Source organism: Flagellimonas algicida, from assembly GCF_049629585.1.
Lineage (GTDB): Bacteria > Bacteroidota > Bacteroidia > Flavobacteriales > Flavobacteriaceae > Flagellimonas.
This window is the reverse complement of the sequence record NZ_JBMYIX010000001.1, coordinates 342,434-360,545: the sequence shown is the minus strand read 5'-3', so window position 1 is coordinate 360,545 and position 18,112 is coordinate 342,434. Positions and strand designations below refer to the sequence as shown.

General features: G+C 39.8%; 35 protein-coding genes and 1 tRNA gene. 4 read left to right on the top strand and 32 right to left on the bottom strand.

Annotation, left to right across the window (positions count from 1 at the left end):
* Position 1: 1 nt before the first annotated feature.
* The 27 genes from ACPD8L_RS01605 to ACPD8L_RS01475 form a co-directional block, all read right to left on the bottom strand.
* Positions 2 to 823, bottom strand: coding sequence for a phage minor head protein (locus ACPD8L_RS01605; protein ID WP_423941469.1), 822 nt, complete (start codon positions 821 to 823; stop codon positions 2 to 4).
* Positions 804 to 2,195: a phage portal protein gene (locus ACPD8L_RS01600; protein ID WP_423941467.1), complete on the bottom strand. Its 1,392-nt coding sequence runs from the start codon at positions 2,193 to 2,195 to the stop codon at positions 804 to 806. Before ACPD8L_RS01600 ends, ACPD8L_RS01605 begins: the two co-directional genes overlap by 20 nt.
* Before the next feature lie 78 nt (positions 2,196 to 2,273).
* Positions 2,274 to 3,581 (bottom strand): phage terminase large subunit, encoded by a 1,308-nt coding sequence (locus ACPD8L_RS01595; protein WP_423941464.1) that lies wholly within the window; start codon positions 3,579 to 3,581, stop codon positions 2,274 to 2,276.
* The gene (locus ACPD8L_RS01590) at positions 3,541 to 4,005 is read right to left on the bottom strand and encodes a terminase small subunit-like protein (RefSeq protein ID WP_423941462.1); all 465 of its coding nucleotides are present in this window, start codon (positions 4,003 to 4,005) and stop codon (positions 3,541 to 3,543) included. Before ACPD8L_RS01590 ends, ACPD8L_RS01595 begins: the two co-directional genes overlap by 41 nt.
* A 168-nt stretch (positions 4,006 to 4,173) precedes the next feature.
* A complete protein-coding gene (locus ACPD8L_RS01585) occupies positions 4,174 to 4,389 on the bottom strand; it encodes a hypothetical protein (protein ID WP_423941460.1) in 216 nt (71 codons plus the stop codon).
* Between the two features lie 12 nt (positions 4,390 to 4,401).
* The gene (locus ACPD8L_RS01580) at positions 4,402 to 4,692 is read right to left on the bottom strand and encodes a hypothetical protein (RefSeq protein WP_423941457.1); all 291 of its coding nucleotides are present in this window, start codon (positions 4,690 to 4,692) and stop codon (positions 4,402 to 4,404) included.
* On the bottom strand, positions 4,689 to 5,039 hold the full coding sequence (locus ACPD8L_RS01575) for a helix-turn-helix domain-containing protein (RefSeq protein ID WP_423941454.1): 351 nt from the start codon (positions 5,037 to 5,039) through the stop codon (positions 4,689 to 4,691). The genes ACPD8L_RS01580 and ACPD8L_RS01575 overlap by 4 nt, the downstream gene beginning before the upstream one ends.
* A 32-nt stretch (positions 5,040 to 5,071) precedes the next feature.
* On the bottom strand, positions 5,072 to 5,347 hold the full coding sequence (locus ACPD8L_RS01570) for a hypothetical protein (RefSeq protein ID WP_423941452.1): 276 nt from the start codon (positions 5,345 to 5,347) through the stop codon (positions 5,072 to 5,074).
* A gap of 301 nt (positions 5,348 to 5,648) precedes the next feature.
* Positions 5,649 to 6,170, bottom strand: coding sequence for an HNH endonuclease (locus ACPD8L_RS01565; RefSeq protein ID WP_423941449.1), 522 nt, complete (start codon positions 6,168 to 6,170; stop codon positions 5,649 to 5,651).
* Between the two features lie 54 nt (positions 6,171 to 6,224).
* On the bottom strand, positions 6,225 to 6,431 hold the full coding sequence (locus ACPD8L_RS01560) for a hypothetical protein (RefSeq protein WP_423941447.1): 207 nt from the start codon (positions 6,429 to 6,431) through the stop codon (positions 6,225 to 6,227).
* The gene (locus ACPD8L_RS01555) at positions 6,428 to 7,126 is read right to left on the bottom strand and encodes a hypothetical protein (protein WP_423941444.1); all 699 of its coding nucleotides are present in this window, start codon (positions 7,124 to 7,126) and stop codon (positions 6,428 to 6,430) included. Before ACPD8L_RS01555 ends, ACPD8L_RS01560 begins: the two co-directional genes overlap by 4 nt.
* Positions 7,113 to 7,385 carry a hypothetical protein gene (locus tag ACPD8L_RS01550; protein ID WP_423941442.1) on the bottom strand — a complete coding sequence of 91 codons (273 nt, stop codon included), beginning with the start codon at positions 7,383 to 7,385 and terminating at the stop codon, positions 7,113 to 7,115. The genes ACPD8L_RS01555 and ACPD8L_RS01550 overlap by 14 nt, the downstream gene beginning before the upstream one ends.
* 199 nt (positions 7,386 to 7,584) lie before the next feature.
* Complete coding sequence (locus tag ACPD8L_RS01545) at positions 7,585 to 7,887, bottom strand: hypothetical protein (protein WP_423941439.1); 303 nt, start codon at positions 7,885 to 7,887, stop codon at positions 7,585 to 7,587.
* Complete coding sequence (locus ACPD8L_RS01540; RefSeq protein ID WP_423941436.1) at positions 7,884 to 8,252, bottom strand: hypothetical protein; 369 nt, start codon at positions 8,250 to 8,252, stop codon at positions 7,884 to 7,886. Before ACPD8L_RS01540 ends, ACPD8L_RS01545 begins: the two co-directional genes overlap by 4 nt.
* On the bottom strand, positions 8,249 to 8,857 hold the full coding sequence (locus ACPD8L_RS01535; RefSeq protein ID WP_423941434.1) for a hypothetical protein: 609 nt from the start codon (positions 8,855 to 8,857) through the stop codon (positions 8,249 to 8,251). Before ACPD8L_RS01535 ends, ACPD8L_RS01540 begins: the two co-directional genes overlap by 4 nt.
* A gap of 28 nt (positions 8,858 to 8,885) precedes the next feature.
* The gene (locus ACPD8L_RS01530) at positions 8,886 to 9,212 is read right to left on the bottom strand and encodes a hypothetical protein (RefSeq protein ID WP_423941431.1); all 327 of its coding nucleotides are present in this window, start codon (positions 9,210 to 9,212) and stop codon (positions 8,886 to 8,888) included.
* Entirely contained in the window at positions 9,209 to 9,493 is a 285-nt protein-coding gene (locus ACPD8L_RS01525) for a hypothetical protein (RefSeq protein WP_423941428.1), read from the bottom strand. The genes ACPD8L_RS01530 and ACPD8L_RS01525 overlap by 4 nt, the downstream gene beginning before the upstream one ends.
* Complete coding sequence (locus tag ACPD8L_RS01520; RefSeq protein ID WP_423941426.1) at positions 9,493 to 10,200, bottom strand: lambda exonuclease family protein; 708 nt, start codon at positions 10,198 to 10,200, stop codon at positions 9,493 to 9,495. Before ACPD8L_RS01520 ends, ACPD8L_RS01525 begins: the two co-directional genes overlap by 1 nt.
* Positions 10,200 to 10,700, bottom strand: a complete 501-nt coding sequence (locus ACPD8L_RS01515; RefSeq protein ID WP_423941423.1) for a hypothetical protein — start codon at positions 10,698 to 10,700, stop codon at positions 10,200 to 10,202. The genes ACPD8L_RS01520 and ACPD8L_RS01515 overlap by 1 nt, the downstream gene beginning before the upstream one ends.
* A 95-nt stretch (positions 10,701 to 10,795) precedes the next feature.
* Positions 10,796 to 11,125, bottom strand: coding sequence for a hypothetical protein (locus tag ACPD8L_RS01510; protein ID WP_423941421.1), 330 nt, complete (start codon positions 11,123 to 11,125; stop codon positions 10,796 to 10,798).
* Positions 11,112 to 11,786: an NUMOD1 domain-containing DNA-binding protein gene (locus ACPD8L_RS01505; protein ID WP_423941418.1), complete on the bottom strand. Its 675-nt coding sequence runs from the start codon at positions 11,784 to 11,786 to the stop codon at positions 11,112 to 11,114. The genes ACPD8L_RS01510 and ACPD8L_RS01505 overlap by 14 nt, the downstream gene beginning before the upstream one ends.
* Positions 11,786 to 12,124 carry a hypothetical protein gene (locus tag ACPD8L_RS01500; RefSeq protein WP_423941416.1) on the bottom strand — a complete coding sequence of 113 codons (339 nt, stop codon included), beginning with the start codon at positions 12,122 to 12,124 and terminating at the stop codon, positions 11,786 to 11,788. The genes ACPD8L_RS01505 and ACPD8L_RS01500 overlap by 1 nt, the downstream gene beginning before the upstream one ends.
* Before the next feature lie 76 nt (positions 12,125 to 12,200).
* Entirely contained in the window at positions 12,201 to 12,656 is a 456-nt protein-coding gene (locus tag ACPD8L_RS01495; protein ID WP_423941414.1) for a Na(+)-translocating NADH-quinone reductase subunit F, read from the bottom strand.
* Positions 12,657 to 12,683: 27 nt separating this feature from the next.
* Entirely contained in the window at positions 12,684 to 12,854 is a 171-nt protein-coding gene (locus tag ACPD8L_RS01490) for a hypothetical protein (RefSeq protein WP_423941412.1), read from the bottom strand.
* Positions 12,855 to 12,935: 81 nt separating this feature from the next.
* Positions 12,936 to 13,214 carry a hypothetical protein gene (locus tag ACPD8L_RS01485; protein ID WP_423941411.1) on the bottom strand — a complete coding sequence of 93 codons (279 nt, stop codon included), beginning with the start codon at positions 13,212 to 13,214 and terminating at the stop codon, positions 12,936 to 12,938.
* A gap of 109 nt (positions 13,215 to 13,323) precedes the next feature.
* Positions 13,324 to 13,557, bottom strand: coding sequence for a hypothetical protein (locus ACPD8L_RS01480; protein WP_423941410.1), 234 nt, complete (start codon positions 13,555 to 13,557; stop codon positions 13,324 to 13,326).
* A gap of 1 nt (position 13,558) precedes the next feature.
* The gene (locus ACPD8L_RS01475; protein ID WP_423941408.1) at positions 13,559 to 13,873 is read right to left on the bottom strand and encodes a hypothetical protein; all 315 of its coding nucleotides are present in this window, start codon (positions 13,871 to 13,873) and stop codon (positions 13,559 to 13,561) included.
* Between the two features lie 112 nt (positions 13,874 to 13,985).
* Here ACPD8L_RS01475 and ACPD8L_RS01470 point away from each other — a divergent pair, with 112 nt between their 5' ends.
* Positions 13,986 to 14,327: a hypothetical protein gene (locus ACPD8L_RS01470; protein WP_423941407.1), complete on the top strand. Its 342-nt coding sequence runs from the start codon at positions 13,986 to 13,988 to the stop codon at positions 14,325 to 14,327.
* On the opposite strand, the gene ACPD8L_RS01465 is transcribed toward ACPD8L_RS01470, so the two are convergent.
* The 5 genes from ACPD8L_RS01465 to ACPD8L_RS01445 all read right to left on the bottom strand — a co-directional run bounded on the left by ACPD8L_RS01465 (position 14,328) and on the right by ACPD8L_RS01445 (position 16,185).
* Positions 14,328 to 14,534, bottom strand: coding sequence for a hypothetical protein (locus ACPD8L_RS01465; protein ID WP_423941405.1), 207 nt, complete (start codon positions 14,532 to 14,534; stop codon positions 14,328 to 14,330).
* Positions 14,524 to 15,042: a hypothetical protein gene (locus tag ACPD8L_RS01460; protein WP_423941404.1), complete on the bottom strand. Its 519-nt coding sequence runs from the start codon at positions 15,040 to 15,042 to the stop codon at positions 14,524 to 14,526. The genes ACPD8L_RS01465 and ACPD8L_RS01460 overlap by 11 nt, the downstream gene beginning before the upstream one ends.
* Positions 15,032 to 15,184, bottom strand: a complete 153-nt coding sequence (locus ACPD8L_RS01455; protein WP_423941402.1) for a hypothetical protein — start codon at positions 15,182 to 15,184, stop codon at positions 15,032 to 15,034. Before ACPD8L_RS01455 ends, ACPD8L_RS01460 begins: the two co-directional genes overlap by 11 nt.
* A gap of 192 nt (positions 15,185 to 15,376) precedes the next feature.
* On the bottom strand, positions 15,377 to 15,583 hold the full coding sequence (locus tag ACPD8L_RS01450; RefSeq protein WP_423941400.1) for a hypothetical protein: 207 nt from the start codon (positions 15,581 to 15,583) through the stop codon (positions 15,377 to 15,379).
* A gap of 182 nt (positions 15,584 to 15,765) precedes the next feature.
* Positions 15,766 to 16,185, bottom strand: coding sequence for a ribonuclease H family protein (locus tag ACPD8L_RS01445; protein ID WP_423941399.1), 420 nt, complete (start codon positions 16,183 to 16,185; stop codon positions 15,766 to 15,768).
* A 589-nt stretch (positions 16,186 to 16,774) separates the two neighbouring features.
* On the opposite strand from ACPD8L_RS01445, the gene ACPD8L_RS01440 reads away from it, so the two are divergent.
* From ACPD8L_RS01440 to ACPD8L_RS01430, 3 genes are all read left to right on the top strand, one after another.
* A tRNA-Lys gene (locus ACPD8L_RS01440) sits at positions 16,775 to 16,861 on the top strand.
* Positions 16,862 to 16,984: 123 nt separating this feature from the next.
* Positions 16,985 to 17,311: a hypothetical protein gene (locus ACPD8L_RS01435; protein WP_423941398.1), complete on the top strand. Its 327-nt coding sequence runs from the start codon at positions 16,985 to 16,987 to the stop codon at positions 17,309 to 17,311.
* Between the two features lie 185 nt (positions 17,312 to 17,496).
* Positions 17,497 to 18,063 (top strand): hypothetical protein, encoded by a 567-nt coding sequence (locus ACPD8L_RS01430; protein WP_423941397.1) that lies wholly within the window; start codon positions 17,497 to 17,499, stop codon positions 18,061 to 18,063.
* The last annotated feature ends 49 nt before the right edge of the window (positions 18,064 to 18,112 follow it).

The following is an 18,112-nucleotide window of genomic DNA, read 5'->3' as shown; positions in this document are numbered from 1 at the left end:
GTCAGTTATTGAAAACTACCTGTCTGTTCGTGAAGATTATCCTTCCACTTTCGTCTCTCTTAGGGACTACGGCAACCGTACACCTACAATTGATTACGTTCCCTGGTTGTCCCTTTGGGTCGCCCGGATAATCGAGTAAATCCCCCTGTACATTGAACTTTTCTTCCTTGCCCACCCTAAGACCATCTATATCAAAGTGGTCGAATTGGTCTTCGGGCCTTCTCCGTGTCCTTGCGTCCTTGGAGCTTATCCACTCTTTTTCCCAGATTATATTCGAGGATTCCCCAGCCCTTATCGCTCCTTGATTGGCGGCTGCGGTGGTTTCCGTCCTTACGATGCGCTCAATCTGCCACCTGTAGAAGCCTCTTGATAGGATGTGTTTTTGTAGTTCACGGGATATTGTCCTTATATCCTTTCCTTCCTCAATTCCGTTGGCAATGAACTTTACCAGATATTCAATAAGTTCCTCCCTTACGCTTGTTATCCGTGTCCCTGCATTGTTTATGAGCCATCGGGCAATAAATTCCCTATAACTGCCCTCAAATCCATTGGGGTCGAAGTTCTTGAGTGTTTCTTCTTTGTTTATGGCCCTGCCCACTTTTTTGCCGTGCTGTACTCCTATTGCTGTGTAGAAATCAACATAGGTTTCCATTAGTTCACCCACATTGAAAGGAATTGAAATCGTGTACCCCTCTTTGGATAGTGAGTCGAATTTTATTTTAAGGGCTGCGGAGCGTATGCCCTTCCTGAACACCCTTAACCCTAAACGCTCATATCTTGCATGAAGTCTAAGCCACGCTTTCCTATATTGCCTGCGTGTCATTGAGTCCGAAATTTTCTTCTATTGCCTCTGATAGCGGTATCACGTCCTGTTGTACCGTGTAAGCCTCCATTTCAGGTGTTCCAAGTGCAGGGGCTTTTAGGTATACTCTTGATTCGTCCCTGTTGTACACGCCTTTATCGATTGCCATTCCCAGCCATTCCATCAATGACTTCATATCCTGTTGCATTTCTGGCAAATCACTTGGGTCGTGTTCCAATATGGTATTTTGATAGGTTTTGAACAATGGCAAAAACTGGTCGCTCATTGCCTCGTCGAACAGTTGTAACGATGGCATTGTGGTATTTACCACCACCCTTTGTTCTGCGGATGCCACGTTATCGTATTTCGCCCCGTCGTCATTGTTCAATAGCTTATCGTCCCAACCAAGTACATTGCAAATCTGCTTTTGGTCGAAACTGAAATAGCTGAACAATTCCATTTCTTTTGCGGACAATCTTATCTGCGTGAAGCCGAGTTCACCGCTTGCCCCGCTAATCTTCCCAAGAACATCTTTGGATGCCCTCATTTCCTTGAGCCTGTCCTTTATGGAGTCCGCTTGGTCATTGGTCAAAGGATTTGCGTTCTTACCGTGTATGAAGCCGAAAGCCCCGCCATTGAGCATGGTGTCGACGTTAAGGTCAAGACCTAGATTTGAACTCTGGATGTTTCTTAATGCAGAACGTAAAGGGGAAAGCCCGTAAAGGTGCGCTCCGTTCATGTCATACTCTGGATTGGGATATTTTATATGTATGACTTCCTCTACATTGAACTTCACGAACTTATCCCCTTGGATCAACATATAATAATCGATAGGGTTCTCCGTTCCCAATAGGCTTGCATCCTTCTTAAGTACAATCTCTATCATGTGGGACGGTAACACATACACCGCCAAAGGCTCTGGTTTGAACTCCCCTTTTAGCATATACAGATAGAAATTCCCGTTATAGGACATATTCGTCTCGTAAAGCCCTATGATGTCACCCCAAGTCTGTAACGGGTTGGGCCTTTCAAGCGGGAAATCAAGATATTCCTCGTCAAATGCCTTTTTCTTTAATGAAATCTGTCTTACGTACTGCTCCGGCCTTGGGTTCCACTTTACCGCCTTGGTGAAGGAATCGAATTGTTTCTTTGCCGTTTCGTCCTTTATCTTCTTGACATAGAAAGGTATCTGCCTTGCCTTTTCCGTTCTCTGCTTCACAACGGAATAGACCATCGGGTTCCTTAGAAATCCCTTCTCAAGATAAACGTCCTTGGAATTGGGGTCGTATGAAGTTGCGTGAGTCCCTATGGTTCCATAGAACGCCCTGTTGAATTGATTGAGAATAGCCCTTTCTATTTGCGGTCTGAACAACCTTTCTATAAGGTTCGCCATTATAAGATATATCTATTGTAGATAACAAATTTAATAAATAAAAATTATTGTTGTGGCTTTATTGATAAGTGGGGCTTATCAGAAGAAGAACATGGATGGTGCAATCTTAAAATAGTATCTCATCATAATGGTGTCCCAATCATCAGGGCTTCGTCCTAATTTCTCAACCATCAATTCTTTTGGGACTATTGCTAGTTTGCCGTCTTTATCAATATCCTTTATTTTGACCTGCTCCATTTCCTCAGAGGTCAAATCCTTTATATCTGCATCTTCACATATTTCACCCGCGCCACGCAATTGGATGAGTTTCCCCATTTCAATAGAACATTGGCTTTTAAGGTTGGCATAGTTCTCGCCGTTCAATGGTGATGAATTGTTCACAAACCCTTTACACCCGGGGAGATAATCTACAACGCCACCCCCTACACCATCCTCATCTACGGCTACATTGGATGTTGCGATTCCGTGTGCCTGTTGAATCCATTTTGCCTTATCCACAACCTCATTTACCTTGCTTTTTGGCATACTGTAACGCTTTGTGCATACCCATCCCTCCCAAACACGGAAAACCGTCTTATCCTTTCCTTTACGGGCAACATCTATAGTTAAATATTTATCCTCTCCCTTCTTAAGGTGTATGGGGCTAAAGTAATCTTGTATGGAATCATAGTCCATAATGGTTGCCGGGTCATCATCATATTCCCAATTACCATAGTAAAGCCGTTCCTTACTGTTCTTGTCAAGACTTAGAAGTGCCTGTAGGTATGATTCTGGTAAGTGGATATTATCCTTTGGTAGTGCTTGGATGAACTTTTTTGATTGTTCAAGTTCGCCTGATTTATGTTTTCTATAAAATTCTTTATAGACCCAATTCTTTGATGGGTTGCAGGTTCCAAGAATCTTAGGCTTTAGTCCGTTTTCCTTTAATTTGTAACGAATACGGGACTTTACAATCTGCCACGCTTTGTTTACTATTTGATTGCACTCATCAATGAAAGCCCCTGTTATTTCTAAAGAGCCTAAACTATCAAATTCAGGGTCAGAAGGATATAGGAAAAGGTCTTTTAATAATATTTGACTCCCGTTTGACCAAAGAATAGTGTTTGTCTGGGAATTGTACCTAAACTGCTCAAGAATATCAAGTTTCTTGGCGAGATCAAAAAAGGTGTTCAATGTTGTCTCACGGAGGTTCTTAAGTTTAGACCTTCCCATCAACCAACGTGTACCCGGATAGTTTTGGCATTGTTCGATAAGCCAAAGGCATCCTAAAGCAGACTTTCCACCCCCTGCCGCGCCCCCGTATATAAGCTCTTGGGTCGTGTCGTCCTTAAGGTAATAAACTGCGTTATTCTGCTTCGGGAGAAGTCTTATCTGGGTCGATTCCATTGCCCAATGATATTATCTTTAATGGCTTTCCGTCTGTGGTGTGGTCTTGGAAAACCTTATCCCCATATTTTTTAGGGTTCATTTTAGCAAGCATCCATTTACGGGCATCGACCTGTAGGCGTCTATGCTCAATCATATCGCCCTCCATTGTTTCAATTCCCTTTTCTGTGGTCTTGGTCTTTATGCCTATTTTAGGTGTGTCGGCTATATTTAGAATGTCCTCGAATATCAAATCTTGCCGATGCTCTGTCGCGCGCGCGTACTGTTGGAGTTTTTCCTCATCATCATCAATCCAAGAATAAAATGTTTTAGTATCAGGAAGTTCTTCATTCTCTTTAAAAACCTGCCTAAGCGATTTACCCTCCGCTATCTCGTTGCAGATAAAATCAACTATCTCCTTTTTATTTTCTTTGCTATAAGCCATACTTATCACAAAGATAGGGATTAATAAGTTTTGGTTATCGAACGCAGATGCTTAATAGCCTTCTTCATTTTATAGCGAATTGATTTTTCATTAAAGCACTCCATTGGGATAAGGTCAAGATCTCCCGGTATCAAAACTTCTTTTACTCCTTTTATCTTTTTTGCCATATCACTTATAATAATGTTCAAACTGTTCCTTCGTTACCTCTTCTATGCTTGTTATCGCAACGTATTTCAGTCCTAGTTCTTCCTTTAGTTCGGTTATGGTGGTTCTTTTGTTGGGGTAGGTCTTTGACCTTATTCCCTTGTCGTCGTTTATGAAAACGGATTCATCGGCGCTCCTGGATGAATACATTCCCCTGTAGTAGACTATGAAATATCGCATTCGCTAATTTAATCATTCCTTCTTGGTTTCCTTCTTTGGATGCACGTAGTCGTGTATCATGCTTTCAATGTCTTCATCTGAAAGTTTTTCCCCTCGTAGTTCCACCGCTACGAATTGTATCAGATCTCCAGTCTTTTTCATTTCTTTCTCCAACTCTTTTGACATTTGGTGTTTAGAATATCCCTGCATCAATTCAATTATATGTGAATATGGGATTTGTATGGTTTCGGTTAAATCATACTTTCTTGTAACCTCTCCATATTCCTTGAAAAATTGTTCCGCTGTCTTTACCTTATCGCTCATTGTGTTGGTTTTGATTGTTCTTCGTGATACTTTATTAGGGTGTTGGTGGCGTATAACAAGCCCTCTAATTTTGACCTTTCCATTATTAAGCTTTCAAGAAAGCTGTTTTTCACTTCCTTTACTTCTGGCTTATAATCTTTTAGAGTGAGATATACATTGGAATGTCCCCTGTTAAAAATCTTGCCAATCTTACCATATGTGAATCCATACCTTTGCCTAAGAAGATAGAACGCATGGTGTCTAGCCTCAACTATATGGCCTTCCCTTGAACGGCTTTTAAGTGCAGCATGATCAAGTCCGTACTTTTCATTAATCTCTTTCAGAACATTGTTGATTCTAATATCCATGATTTTTCATTTTTATTTCCCTGCTCATGTTATTAAATCTTTAGAATATTTCTGTTTGGGTTCAATTCTTTATATTCCTCTATCTCGATTTGATCCTTCAAAGTTTTCATGTCTTCCAATGATGATTTTAGCGTTTCTTCGCATTCGTCTAAATCTGCTCTTGCTGACTCAACTTGTGATAGTCCATCGTTGCATTGCCATATAATATGGTCGACATCTTTGATTGTGTTTAATGGGTTTTCTTTGTCTTGCCAATCCCACCCCAACGACTTAAGAGCCTTTTTTATAAGTCTGTGCCTTTTTGCCATTCCATCTTATACTTTGTTATTGGTTCTCTAAGTCACTATTTAGTTCGTTGATATACTTGTGTTTTTTTGAAATCATTTCTTGAATCCTGTCCTTAGTGAGATTCAAATACTCAAGTCTTTTGGGCCAGTTTTTTATTTCATTGTCAATCTTTGCCTGTTTCCTATTAAGATGTTCGATGTCAGATTCACACCTGCCGATTTGCTTTAATAAATCTTGAGGGTTGTTTCTATTTATGGGATTCTTTTCCATTATAAACCTCCTTTGCTGTTTTAAAACATGATTGTCTTGCTTCTTGACGGGTTAAAATCTTTCCCATGCATATCCTTTATAGGATGGTTTTTCATTTCTTATAGCTTTTCCAATACCTCTTTGTTCGAAGCCTAAAACTAAAGCAGCTTCTTTTGCGGATTTCCATATTTTCAATACAATACCATCCTTTGTTTTTTGTATCAGAGGTCTTGAATTATCTGGCACAACCACTTCTCTTAATCCATTTTCAATTGCGTGCTTATTGTTGTGGGAGTACGTACACCACTCCAAGTTGTCTAATGAATTATTCAGCTTATTTCCGTCCTTATGATTTATACATCTTAAGTTGTTTGGGTTAGGAATAAATGCCTTGGCTAAAAGTCTATGAACCAGAAAACAATGACTTATTCCTTCTTTGTAAAAACTAACAGATAAATATCCTGTGTTGGCAACAAATGGGGTGTAAATAAATCCATTTTTTAGAATCACGCCTTTGCGGCTTATTTCAAGATCTTCAAACCCTTTAACTGCCTTAAAATCTTTATCAAAGTCTCTCATTGCTCTTTCTTTCAACCCTATATTTACTTTAATTTACTGATTTTTAGTGATTTACACAAGTTTTTACACCTATTTCATCACATAATAATCAACATCTTTTCCCAACCATTCCACCAGTTTGAAGTAGGTGGAGATATGTATGTCGCAATAGCTTCTCACGCTGTTGAAGATGCTTGGGGCGACCCCTATTCTTTTCGCTTCCTTGGCCTGTGAACTTTCCCTGTCCCTTACCATTTTGTACATGTCGTTTTCCAGTTTTTCGTAGTCGAGTGTCATAGAATGTCCTTTATATGTTTTTTCTGTTCCTTTATTTTTTTGAAATACCTTGACAATAGTTCGCACTTCCCGTAGTTGATGACCCATTGCCTTTCCTCTTTTGTGTTCAATACCTTTCTGATGGCGTCCTTGAATTCCCTGCTCGTTGCGGATTCCCTCAACAACCTACTTTTGGCGAGTTCCATTATCCTGTCGGATTCATCCTTTTTAGGAACCTCCATCAATCCCCTGGATTTGAGTTCGTCATATGCGGTGTGGTACTCATAGGATACTTCTTGCCTTGGCAACCAATCGTCAAATGCATACACGCAGTTCAGAAATGCGTTCCTTTCCTTTTCGTCTTCGGATATTTCGGTATTGATTTCTTGCTTTATCGGTTTCTTCTGTTCCTTATATGCCGTTACCACCTTGTTGAAAAGAATAGGGGTCAGGTGGTTGTCCATCGGTTCAAGTCCGGGAAGTTTTCCTAGAACGTAAAGTTTGAACGCCTTTTCTATTTCCACAGGGCTTATCCTGTTTGCGGATTCCTTTATCATCATTTCGGTTGCCGCTATCCTTTCAGGGTTCTTTTCCAAGTTTATGGACAACATCATCATCAACCTAGGAATAAGGCCTTTGCAGATTGTTTCGTCCCAAGATGAATCGGGCAATGTATGGATGGGCATGTTGTACCCTTTTATTTCAACCAGTTCCATATCTTTTCTTTAAAAAGTCGGCTTGTATCACTTTTGGTTCGTTCACTTTAAAATCTTCGGCCCTCCAATAGCCTATTGCGGTGGTCAGTTTTCGTTTCCAGTTCTGTATTGGTTTTCCGTTTCCGTCCTCCCAATCCCCATCTTCCCAATAACCAAACTTGTTTATTATCCTTCTGCGACATTTTTCGGGATCTAACCCCTCGATTTCGCAGCGATAAAGCCCGTGGGACAAAAACTCTTCAAGTGTCGGTGGTGTCATTCCAAATCAATTTTTTGGGTCATTTGATATTCTCTGTGTATATCTACCATCTCTGCCATTGTCAGATAGGACTTGTCGCTTGTCTCGAATTTTACGAACCTTCCGTTACGGTTTATCTTTACCTCCACCTCCTGACCGTCATCCCGTATTATGAAGCACCTCTTGTCGGGCCTTATCAATGATTTTACTATCCATGATCTCATCCAATCTTATAACTATCGGTAAGTTCCCATAGCAATGGGCGGTTCTTGATGTTGGGGCACCTTCCTACTACCTTTACCATTCCTCGCTTCTCCATTTCGGGCAATCTTCTGGCCACTTGATATCTGTCCAAGGGGCAGGATTTCAAATTGCCTATCTGCTTGGATATTACAGGCATTCCTATAAGCCTCATCGCATCCACTATCTCGCTCCAATGTCTTTCCTTTGAGGGTTTGACTTCCTCGTGCGCCTCTAAACTCGATAGGGCGAACCTATTTTCTGTTCTTACTTGTGTGTTCATGATGCAGCGTGATATTGTTTTTTCTTTTTGGACTCTTCTTCTTCCTTGGCTCTCAACATGCCCTCCACCCTTGATTCAGTCCTACTGCTCAATTTGCCAATGTACTTTTGTGCGGAAGCATATTTAAAAGCCGTTTGCAAGGTGTAATAGGTATAACCTTTAAGTGAAGAGGGCCTTGACTCGATTATCTTTTCGATGGTAAATTCAGAAAACTGGATGTCCATTTTCAAGTCTCCAAGTATCACATCACCAACATTAATCTCAACCTTGGAGTTGACTTTTATGACATTGTTTTCGTTTCTTTTTCTAGGGTTCATCTCCCAGACCATCATGGTCACTTGATTGTAATTCTCGTATACTTTCATTGCTCAAATAGTTCTAGTTGTTCTACCAAATATTTTGTGTACTGTTCCGCTATTGCTTCTGCAATTCCTGGATATGTTTTGCTCCTTAATTTTTGTCTGTCACTTCCCGGGGGCATTTTCCATATTTTATTCTCCCTTCCATCAACAATATTGGTTGGCTCCAATTTTGGGAATCCCTTTAACCAAAGCCATGTTTCCTTTGTTTCTCCATGCCCAAACTGCCAAGGCTGTATGACCTGTGATTTAGGCCCAATATATCGTTGCATGATGGTCATTGGCTGCTCCAAAAGAACATTGTCGCATACGTTGCAGGATGTTTCCCATGCAGATTTACATAATTGCGCCCCTTCTTCTCTTAATGGGCTGTTGTAATACCATCGGTTGCCGGAAAGTGCCGTGTAGGTGCATGGGGGATGTATAATTATCCCATCCCACTTCCTACTATGAACCACATTGAAAAAATCATCTTGGAAATGTATCTCCGGGTGTCCACCAGAGCATGGCTGTAGGTCACAGCTATATGCATTATGGCCTCGCTTTCTAAACTCTAGAGTAGTTGCCTGGGATTCCTCAAACCCAAGTAAAATTTCCAACGGCTTCATCATCTTGGCTTTTTAAGTAGTCTTTGGTATTTCAAATCTCATAGGCGTATTGAGCCATTCTTTCTTCAAACCATTCATTATCAAATGGTACGTTGTTCATCTTCAAAAAAGACCTATGAACAGAAAGGAGCGTCCACATATACCGCTTCTTGTCACCATAATCAATATGCTCCTGTCTGCTCAAGGCCATTAAGTTTTCTATCCTGTCAAGGTTTTCTTTTGTGCCGCCCATTCCCCTGTTGAATATGTGGTGGATGTCGCACGCTTGGGCCGTTCCCAGTTCACTTGGTATTCTTTGGCTGTGGTCGTGGATGTCATAGCCTAAAGCCTGTAGATATATTTTCTTGTACTTCTTCAAAATGGGAGGTTGTCATCTTCTTCCATTAATTCAGCTTCATGTGTTTGGGTTTGTTGCGTAGCTTCGCTCTCCCAAAACACCTTTCCGTTGCCTAAATAATTTTTTTGCTGTCCACGTTCATCTGCGGATTGTTCCTCCCAACAGGAAACGTTGTTTCCAAAATCATCCGCGCTGTCATTGAGTGCCACGGTCAATTTTAGGTAAGTTCCCTTTTTGCCTTTGTAGAGTTTTCCTTTGGTGATTTTGTTCACGTCAATTGATAGACTGATTAACTTGCTCATTACTTTAATTTTTCGTTCTCGATTATTTCTAAAATTTTGTTCTTTACCTCCTTCATGACGGTTTCAATACCTTTGATCATTTCCTCGTCACGGCCCACTTCAATGATGTTCAATTGCAGTTCCTCAATCAAATCAGGGTCATAGGTGACGAAGTAGCATGTTTTCCTTCCCGTTATCCATAGATAGCCCTGCATTTGATACATGTGGTCGTCATTGTACACAACCCCGTTTAAAAGGCTGTAAAGGTGGTTTCCCCCATTCCAGGGACATTTTACCTCTACTATTGCATCTTCACCAACAAAGGCGTCTGGCGTGCCCCCAATCCATTCATCCAATTGATGAAATCCAGTGTTTGGGTTTACCTCCAATCCTGTTGATTCTTGGAACTTCAAAAGCGCAGCCCCTTCGTAGTCGTTGCCGTGCTGCATTTCACGGGAAGAAACATTGAGCCTGCCAAGTCCGTTGGATATGTTCCCTTTCTTCAAAAGCCTTTCCCATGCTATTTTGTAGATAAGGTCGCTTGCTGTCTTTGAATCGGATAGCTGATAACTTTTCTTGTCCCTTGACTTCTTAACAAGCTTTGAGAAGTTTGAACCAGTCACCATTCCAAGGCGTTGGGTTTCCCATTCATTGTCCTTGAACGGCTCCATTACGTCCATTGATTCATCGTATGGGGTGTCCGCCCCTATTTGCTCCATCCAGTCCATTAGTACATGCTTTCTTTAGAGTTCAAATGACTTCCGAACAATCGTCCTATTTTTTTTGCTGCGTTGTTCACGGCAAACGATAGTGCGGCCGGAACGTTCTTATGTAGCGCCTTTGGCTTTAGTTTTGTAAAATCGGTTGGTTCAGCCCCCTTTTCCAATTCTATTGGAACCGCACCCACTCCTGCATAACTCAACCATTGGTTTATAAGGGGGTTGAACACTCTCAACTGAACACTGATCACAACCGAATTGCCCAATATCTTTGGTTCGCCAATCTGCTCGACTTGCCAAAACGGGAACATTTCCGAAAGAAGTTCCTCGACTATCCTTATTGGAAGGTACTTGGCGTTATCGCTGAATTTGTTTATCGCTATCCATTCCTTTCTAGGATTGGTATTCAATATCTTTTTGAACTCACTTAATGAGTTGTATTTTGGATTCCCGTCTTTATCCAAAGGGATAATCTCGGTACTAGGTTCCAGGATTGCTATTTGTCCCATTCTATTTGGTTTTTAGTTTCACATACAACCACACCAACAAATCCAATAGTGCATATAAAAGCATTATCAATATTCCTTTGGTGTTGTAGTCCATTTTATACTATTTTACAGTTCAGCTTTTCCTCCGCTTCCTTCTTGGTCATTGTTTTGATGATTTCTGCCCATTTGCCTTTTTCGTAGACTATTTTACCACCACGCATTTCTGGATCTGAATAAAGTCTATCCTCACGTTTATCGTAGTACCATTCATGTACATCCTCAACATTTTGCTTAGAATCACAAATAATTGATTTAAAGCAATTTTTGTCATACCCCTTTTTCTTGGCTTCTTGGATAAGTACTTTCTCTTTTAAAGATGTATACTTTTGTTCGTCGTACCTTTTAAGTTCACCCAATAGCTGTATTTGTTTTTCAAATGTTTCCATATTTCCAGTTGTATTTTCTTGGTTTCACTTTGCCTTTTAACGCTCTTATAATAACAGACCTATCTATTCCCGTTGTTTCAGAGGCTTCTTTAATTGATGGGAACCACTTAATTTCATTTCCATCTAAATCAAGTTGAACAACCTCCTTTTTTTGTGTCTCTGACCTTGATGTGTATTTAGGGACATATCCTAGGTCATAATCCAATTTCTTAACCCATAAAAAACCATAAGCACTATTCTTATATCCGTTTATTACCGAAGAGATATTTCCCTGTGTCCCGTTTACGGATTCAGCCGCAGCACTAGAACTCTTAAAGGTGTTCAAGTACTTACCATTCTTTGTTAGCTGGACAACTTCTTCTGAAAGTGGATGCGGTGTAGTCCTTTGAAAAGGATGATCAAACCCAGAAATATTAACTGAATTTGGGGAGTAGTGGTTTATAACGGCATTTTCGACAACACTTGCGATTTCATTTAAGGCAACGGAACAAACAATTTCCTTTTCAATGTTATCCCAACCAAACTTTTCTATTAGTGATGTTAGATATTCAGGATGATTTTTTGAGCAATTCTTATGTTGTCTAAACCTGTCTTGTGGGTTGGATGTTTGTCCAACATACACTTTCCCGTCTGGATATTTTAATAGATATATGAATATCATTACATCAATCTTAAAATTTCAACCTCTAAATGAGAAACTATTTCTTTTGTGGTGGCTTTTCTAAACCAACTACTTCCGTTAGCACCAACTATGTGGTCTGGATTGCCAGATTCATTTGTAAACGCGCCTCTAATTATATAGTAGCACTTGCCTTTTTTAGCGTTAACAGTACCATCTGATTTCATTACTAAATCGGTATGACAATAAGCCCATCCATTTTCAGGGCATTTATAAACAAACTCTGGATAGTGTTCCAATATCCTTTCCTTCCATTCTTGGCACATGGTTCCGTGCTTTCCTTCGTAACAGTCCTTTATGAATTTTTTGTGCTTGTTCATCGTTTCTTGTGTTTATCGGTTTCTCTTTTCATTAAGTATACCATACAGGTGAGTAGGAAACTTGGTATCAATAAGATCATGGGAATACTGTTTGAAGTTCTTTCTTTACCCCTTTTTCGTCGTATTCAAAAAGACTTGAATAATCCATGACATTAGGTATGTTGTCAAGTTCGCATAGGTATTCCACTACTGCGCAGAGGCCTTTGAATTGAAGTTCTTTGTTGCGACCATCTGGATTTTTAGCATCTTCCCAAACGGTTAAAAATCTCAATTCAACTTGATATAGCGCACTTGGAGAATATTCTAGCCCTTCAGGATAATTATAATCGTCAATATCTCCCCCCTTATTCACTATCTGCATATAATCATGCTTTAGTACATTAACTCTTTCTGGAACAGCTAGGCCAGACCACCCCTTTCCACCAGCTATATTTCCTACGGCACAAGCTTCACAACTAAATGCGTTAAGCGTCCCTTCGTGAAAAGCCCTATAAAGCTTGGTCACCGCTTTTTCAAATCTTTCTGTACTCATTTCAAATGTTTTTTAGATGTTCTGATTCTATCTTAGATTGGCCTTGTGATTGAGTTTTGCCAATTTCCTTTCCTCCTTTGTAAAGTATGAATGCGCCTTGGTCAAATAGTTCGTGTTGTCATCGTTGATGAAATAGTTTCGGACTATCTTACCACCGTTTGCGAGTTTCTCTATTTCGTGGGTTATCAACCTTTCCATAATCACAGATTTTTAATGGTTTCTGATTCTATTGCTATCACTGTTCCGAAGTTCAATGATGTGTGTATCACTCCGAATTGGTTATTGTGCATCCACTTTACCAAGTTCTTTTTCCGTTTCGGTTTTACCACCGATTGTACTCTCGGTGTAGTCTTTTGTGAAGTCATATAAAAAGTCGATTTTGATTTTTTCGTTGGGCAATCTCTTCCTACAGATGTAGTTGGTGTAAAAGGAAAAACCGTCCATTGCATTGAATCCCTGCTCTTCCAAATAGGCCATTGCATCATTACAATAGGCCGCTTTGTTCTTCAACTTCCCTACCTTTCTCCATATCGATTTCTCCTTTTCCCTTCGTGTCATAGCTCCTTTATCATCAGTATTGTTTTCTCTTGGTAGTTCTTTTGCTCCAATTTTTCCTTGTCGCACGTTACCTCTACCCTTCCGTTCACCGTTTCAATCTTTAAGGGTATCATGCCGCTTCTGTTACTTTTGGTTCTTTCATGGCGTTTATGGCCTGACGGTAAAAACCTATTTGCCTGTAACACCCCTGTAGGTTCTTCTCAAGGCTCTTTATGTAAAAAATCTTGATATGCCCGTTTGTGGAGTTTACGGTACGCTTCTCGGCATCAATACTCTCTTTATAGTATTGGATGTCCTCGTTAAGCTCGTTTATCCTTTCGTTGAAAAATTCTATGGCTTCCATCTTATTTGGCGTTTAGTGATTTCCTTACTTTTTGCTCTATCATATAGGCCTGTTCATTTGTCAATTCGATTTCGTCCTCCAATCCCCATAACTCCAATCTCTCCACCGAAAAATCTGGCCTCTCGTCGTTCATTGCATCCAACTTGAACCCAAAACACCTTACCATATAGTCCCCGTAGTCGATGTCGTATACATCTGCATGAAGTTGATATTCGGTCCCGTCCTTTACATTGTCGAAATGGTCAAGCTCTATTTCCATTTGCGGAAACTCCAGCCCCGTTACTTCTTTTTCTGTGATTTGTGCTACTGTATTCATATCTTTGAATGTTACTGTAATAAAACAACAGTGTAAATATATGTACAATATTGTACACTTACAAATAAATATGTACATTTGTTGCAAATTTTAACATTTATAACGTCCAATAATGGATAAAAAGGAGTTTAGGGAATTGTTTGCTAAAAGCGGATTGACCAAGAAAGAGGCTATGATAGTTCTAGCTTGTAGTCGCCAGACCATATATAATTACCTCAAGGGAGGTGATATTCCGGAATCAAGGGTTGATTTTATACGGAGTATGCTTTCTAGGCCAAAAGAAGAACTTAAGAAAATGGCCAAAAGTGGTGATACTTATACGGTGGAATCAGTTATGCCGTTCGTCGTGAAGAATTTTGACGAGTTCATGACATTTGAGGATTTCCATAGGAAGGTATATATAAAGGGATATGATATTGCCCAAGAGATTATAGAAAAGAAAAAGCAGGAATGATCATATTGGGCCAAGCTTACTGACCATCCCCATCCGCTTTAAATCTTCAAAGCTTTTATTGAATCTGTTCTTTGCCTTTTCCAGTTCCTTTTTATCGTTGTCTACGATAAGGTCGTACAGTTCGTCCCTGACAGAATCCTTTAAAAGGCCATTGTCCCTTAATTTATCAAGTACCTCTTTTTTATCAATTTCATTTTTAGAATTCATCGCTCACCTTTTTTAATGTGGGCCAAACCACTTCTTCTTGATATACCTCTATCGATTTCGTGTCCAAATACTTTTCAGGGATGTTCAGGGCAATGACTTGGATAAGTTCCCTTACGGACACTTTAAGGCCCTTTAGGTAGGCCAATATGAATTTATACATTTCCATTGCGATCTTTGCGGAGAAAAGCCCCGTTGCGATGGAGAAGTATATTTCCAATGTGTTGGTTATTCCTGTGTCGTCAAATAAAATCCAGGATAGGAAAAAGAAACCTATTGCGACTAAGAAAAACGCCACCCGCCTAAACATCTTGACCACTTCCTTTTCCATAAAAAGCGTACCATAGTACATTAGGAATCCAATGTTGATGGTGAATATTTCAACGCCGGTGTTCCAAAAAGCGGTGGACAACCACCTGAAACCAAGGTATGGGCCTTCGGAATCAAAGAACTTGTCCACCACAATGTAAGTAAAACGGCTTATGCCGATAAGGATAATGTTAATTGTCACCGTTGTCGCAACCAGTGCATTCCTGTTTATCCTTGTCCGTTGCCAGAAAATCGAATTTGTCATCGTCTTGGTCATTAGTGCATGAGGCCAACGCTCCCATTGTCAATACGCCCACAAAAAGGGCAAAAAGTACTTTTTTCATCTTAAGATAATTTAACGTTATACACTATTAAATTACCTCATAATCAATGTTTTGAGTGTTGTTTTGGAGGGAACTTATCAAGGTTTTATCAACGTTGAAAGCCTTACAATATACACTACTTTTTCTTTAGAACATTGCATAAAAACCTTAAAAAATGTGCGGTTTTCGTGCAATTCTTGACATTTGTCAATTTTACCCCATCATTACCAATGTAAAAGATATGATAATGGAGAAAATAATACCTAGAACGATAAGGTTTATCAATTTCGAGGTATTCTGTCTAGTCCTTTCAGCGGTCTTATATCCTATGTAACAGGCATACAATATTTCCATCTGTATTTCCCTGTCGGATAAATCTTTCCTGTCTTCCTCAAATTTCAATTGTCCTTTTGATTTCATGTTTTTTGGTTTTTGGTTTGGACTACAAGATATGTTTTATTTAATTGATTTTCTGTAGTCCCTCCTTACTTCCATTTCCTTATCCCCTATATCAAAGTGCGTATAAAGCCCGGAGGCTTTCTGTTCCTGTAGTTCTTTTGGGCTTGCGTTCAAGAATTCAACCATTTGTGTCAACCTTCCCATTACACAGCTTCTTTATATGTTGCCAGTTCATCGGCTAGTTCATTTAATCTTTGTCCGGCATGGCCCTTTGTCCATTTTAGTTCGGTATTGTCCTTTAGGTCAAAAACCTCTTTCCATATCCCTAAGTTGGCAATCGGCCCTTTTTTCTTTTTCCAGCCTTTTTTTTGCCAATTATGCATCCATGAATTAAAACCGTCCACACAATATTTGGAATCACTCACTACCACGAGTTTTTTTTGTGGGTGGTATTTGTTCCTGTAAAGAATGGCATTTCTTATTGCCAGTAGTTCCATTTCGTTGTTCGTGGTCATTTTTTTTTGGCCCCTATAGTGTTCAATTTCACTTATCACTATTGACCAAGCCCCTTTCCCTGGGTTCGGGGAACATCCCCCATCTGTGTAAATTGTTAATTCATCCATATTATCAATATTACTGTTTCACGTACTCCTTAGCCCGCTAGGGCGTTAACTTCATTGCTCAGGAAATGGCTGGAAGGTGGGGAAAGCAAGTCAAAAAACCCCCTCCCCTAAAAAAAATGACCTGCCTTCCCACACCTTCAAAGCATACGAGGTATCCGTTTGTATGGCTCTGGATTCACACAGTCAGGCTATCCAGATTTAAGGGAAAGAAAAAACATCCGCTACATCCCCATAGCAGTCCTAGACCATCATCCGTTTACCGATGTACAATAAATGAAGGGTATTAAAAAAGCCCCTTAACAATGGATGAGATTGTCAGGGGCTTTCTATTTCGTGTGACCCGCACACCGTAGTATTTTCCCATCGCTCTCATCCAACGACAAAACAAATGTACATTATTATACTTTATATACAAACTTTTTTACATTTTTATTTGGATTGTATTGTACATTATTGTACATTAGCATCAGAATCAATCCTAAAAGGGGCCGTTAGGCGGGATTGTAATGAGGAAAAGTTTTTCATAGTAGTATTTGGTTAGTTTAATTGGTTTTGCCCCTTGCCGCCCTTTGGTAAGGGGTTTTTTATTGGAGTGGTGGCCTAAGCGCTAAAAAGCGAAAAGTAAGGCCCGGCCTTTTAAGCCGGAGAATGCAAGAATCGAACCTTGCCCGCTCCAATTTTTTTAACAGAAAAGATAAATACACCCGTACAGGTGCAAAACAAGAGAGCAATACAAGATTGCCACCGATAGGGTATAAGAATTTGATTTTTAAAGAAGTAAAACATAAAACTGAATATCATGGAAAAAATAAGTTTTCAATGGGTAAATCCAATTTCAAAAGATTTTGAGAATGTTCACCAAACAATAATGGCGCTCGGGAGTAGGGCTATTCCTGTTCCAGCTAAAGGCCGTTTTTGGAACACAGGCCCAACGGCATTTGACAAAAAAAAGGCATGGAAAATAATGGATCGTAGTGGGCGCTATTATGTTCAAGTAATTGAGATTTGGTACAGGAATGACGGATTCCATAACAGAGCTTTTAAATATGAATCAGAGGCTGCTTACAACAATTATGTCGGGGATGATACTACTCATCACGCAATTGCCAAAGAAATAGGGTATTAAAAACCTTTTTAAAATAACACCATGCCTGACATAAGCAAATGCGCAAATGAAAACTGCCCTAGCAAAATGAAGTGTTACAGGTATATGGTAAAACCTAATAAATATAGGCAGTCATACGCTGATTTTTCACCCAATGAAGGTGAGGACAGGTGCGAATATTTTTGGAACAATTAAAACCACATATCATGCCAAGAAGAAGATTTTTCACAAGCGAAAGGAATGCAAGAAGTTTTGCAAAGAAAGTTGATGGGCAAGTAAATGACCTTAGAAATGATGATGCAGCAAGGGCCGACTTTTCCGTAACGTACTCCCCAAGCGATAAGACAAGGGCGCACGGTCAAGCAGTCTCATTTCACGACATGGCGCCAGAAGAAAACAGGGATTTTGGATACCCGAACGAATTTGGAACTAAAAACAACAATACAATGGAAACCATAAAAAAGGAATTTAAGGGAACCAAAGACTGGGAGGTATCAAAATACGAAAATGATAGCTCTGGAAGAAGCTGTTACAGAATTAACGAATCAAAAGGTATGGCAACAATTGAGGAACTTGAAGCCAACGCGAAGTTAATAGAGGCAGCACCAGACTTATTGGAGGCTTTACAGCAGATTAACATCGACTTGAATATTTTAAAGAAAAACATTCTGTATGAGTCAGAAAGACTTGAGAACACAAGATTTGATGGTTATGCAGATGTTATTGGGTCTTGGATAAGCTTAAACGAACAAGCCATAGAAAAGGCACTTTAAAATGGAAAGGATAATACTCTTAACTGTAATAGTAACAGTTGTCATATGG